Below are 2,911 nucleotides of genomic sequence, written 5' to 3'. Positions count from 1 at the left end.
TAACATCTCGGAGTGGTATATTGATCAATCATGACAATCTTGAGGAGTTTTCTGATCCAGTCAACTATGACATGGAGGATGCTAGCGATACAGGTATTGCGTTTTACACCGCTCTAGCACAAGAGACCGGCGGTCCTGTGCTCGAAGTCGCCTGTGGTACAGGTCGTGTCAGTATCCCGATTGCACGATTGGGCTTTTCTGTAACCGGTTTAGATATCGTACCGGGAATGATAGAGCGGGCGCGTAATAAATCTGTTGGCTTGCCTACGCGCTGGGTTGTGGACGACGCTCGTACATTTGATCTCGGTGAACAATTTCGACTCATCTTTTTGACTGGCAACGCTTTTCAGGCGTTTTTGACAAACGCCGATCAAGAAGCACTGTCGCAATGTGTGTATGCACATTTACACGAAAAGGGATTGTTCGCTTTTGAAATGCGTAATCCGATTTTCCCTTACTCCCGGACTCCAGAAGGGCTATTTGTGCCCCTTGAAACGAATGTGGAGGAACAAGATTGGTCCTCCTTTATCGATATAAGTGGGCACGAAGTGCGCGTGTCGAGAACTTACGTATATGACCATGCGGCTCAGATCCACCACTGGACGACCTACAAACGCTGGCACGAAGGTGAAGAGGAGCATACCAAGATCACGCGTACTGCGTTGCGCTACACCTTTCCACAAGAACTTGCAGCGCTGCTGCACTATAACGGCTTCAGTATCGAACGGCAGTATGGCGATTGGAATCTAGAACCGCTGACCGCTGATAGCCCTAGCATCATATCAGTCTGCTGCAAGCAAGACTGAGTTGGAGGATTGACATGGATAAATACCTGCGTCCCACGGACGTGATGGATTATAACCACCCCGAAGTTCAAGATCTCGCGCGTACTCTAGGAGACGGAATATCAGAGCAAACGACGATCGCAAAACGCTGCTTTGAGTGGGTCCGAGATGAAATCAAGCATAGCGGTGACTTCAAGATGAACCCGACAACCTGCACCGCGTCCGAAGTATTGCGTCATAAGACAGGATGGTGTTTTGCTAAAAGCCATCTGCTAGCTGCGCTCTTAAGGGTAAACCGCATACCTGCCGGCCTGTGTTATCAACGGCTCACACAAAACGGGAAGGCTCCTCCCTTCACACTACACGGTTTGAATGCAGTTTTGCTGCCTGAATTGGGATGGTACAGAATAGATCCAAGAGGCAACAGAAGCGGGATAGACGCTCAATTCGATCCGCCCAACGAGAAATTAGCCTGGCCTATAGCCGTTGAGGGAGAAAGGGATCTCCAAGGTGTATGGGCAGATCCGCTGCCGTCGGTTCTTGCTGTCCTGAGGGACTATGATACTTGGGAGGAGGTTCGCAATTATCTGCCAGACATGCCCTTTCAGGGACGAGATATTCGATATCAGGCAGTCATCCTAAAGAATCACCACGTCCTCTTACTGAAAATCGAAGAGGAAGGCAAGGCGGTTTGGATAATTCCCGGAGGCGGGCGGGAGGGTTCGGAATCCGAAGAAGAATGCGTGATACGAGAGGTGCGGGAAGAGACGCATCTCCAAGTAGAAGTAGAGCGACTCATTCTGGACGAGAAGGTCCCGCAAGACCCCCTCTACGAGCAACACAAGACGTACCTATGCCAGATTGTCGAAGGTGTGGCGCGACCTGGGATTGAACCCGAGTTAGGTGACGCAGCATCTCCAATAAAGGATATCGGCTGGTTTGATCTCCGAGCGGTAGATTCTTGGGATGCACTTGGTGCGACTCCGCCCTTTGCCTTCTCGCTCCTAAAACGGATCAGGGGAAAGCTAGGTTATGCAAGAGAAACATGAAACAGTTGAAGAAGCCTTGCAATCAATATTGCCTTTGACTGAATTTGTTCTTTCCGTAACAAAATAAGTTCCTCTGCACACCATTCGGCGTTTACAGACCGTGAAAATTTGGACGAAATGGCAAGAGGAGAAATGACCTCGACTAAAACCAACAAGACACCCAACGATGGCACCGCCTTCGTAAGCGGCATTGATTTAGCTCGGATGTTCTACATTGACGTTGTACGCCCGCTCATAGAAGGGCAATCTCACAGTGCAGCAAGGCTAGGTTCAGGGTCAGATGTCCTCGGTTTTGATACTCCTCGATCAACAGATCACGGCTGGGGACCACAATTACACCTTTTTGTGGCAGCCTCTGAGGCAGACGCCGTCCGCAAGATTATCAATTCCAACCTACCAGAGGAGTTTCACGGATGGCCCGTGTACTTCGGTTGGGATGAGGTCGCCGTCCAGCACCATGTGCACGTCGTACCCCTTGAGGAATGGCTTAAATCGCATCTGGGATTTGACCCACAAGTGGATATCACGATCCAGAACTGGCTTACAACACCACAACAGCTACTGCTAGAAGTAACAGCGGGTGCGGTCTTTCACGATCCCGATGGAGATTTGAAACGAGTTCGCAGTAAACTGGAATGGTATCCAAACGATATTTGGCTATGGCTCTTGGCTTGTCAGTGGCGTCGGATCGCTCAAGAAGAGGCGTTTGTTGGCCGTACGGCTGAAGTCGGCGATGAACTTGGCTCACGAATCCTGACAGCCCGAATTGTGCGCGATCTCATGAGGCTCTGTTTGCTTATAGAGCGGCGATATGCACCGTACAGCAAGTGGCTGGGCAGCGCATTCCGAAATCTACGCATTGCCTCTGGACTCACCCCGCATTTGGATGCAGCACTCAAGGCGACGGACTACCCTACCAGAGAAGCGGGACTCTGTTCCGCCTACGAATATATTGCACGCTGTTACAACCGACTGAACCTCACTCCTCACGTTGATCCCGAAACCCGTCTATTTTATAAACGTCCCTTTCGGGTGATCGGAGGAGATCGATTTGCTGAGGCGTGCTTGGCAGCCATC

3 protein-coding genes are annotated in these 2,911 nt (G+C 50.7%); all 3 read left to right on the top strand.

The window, feature by feature from the left end; genetic code table 11:
- On the top strand, positions 1-806 hold an 806-nt coding region (locus J4G02_22370), incomplete at its 5' end, for a class I SAM-dependent methyltransferase (protein ID MCE2397256.1).
- A gap of 14 nt (positions 807-820) precedes the next feature.
- Positions 821-1,834, top strand: coding sequence for an NUDIX domain-containing protein (locus tag J4G02_22365; GenBank protein MCE2397255.1), 1,014 nt, complete (start codon positions 821-823; stop codon positions 1,832-1,834).
- Between the two features lie 132 nt (positions 1,835-1,966).
- The coding region (locus J4G02_22360; GenBank protein ID MCE2397254.1) for a DUF4037 domain-containing protein at positions 1,967-2,911 on the top strand (945 nt) is incomplete at its 3' end.

It is taken from the genome of Candidatus Poribacteria bacterium (assembly GCA_021295755.1).
Classification (GTDB): Bacteria; Poribacteria; WGA-4E; order WGA-4E; family PCPOR2b; genus PCPOR2b.
The sequence above is the reverse complement of the archived record's forward strand: the minus strand, read 5'-3'. Positions and strand labels throughout refer to the sequence as shown.

Bases quoted from the DNA above. Each gene is read 5' to 3' on its own strand.
- J4G02_22365 (MCE2397255.1), top strand. From the start codon at position 821: ATGGATAAATACCTGCGTCCCACGGACGTGATGGATTATAACCACCCC.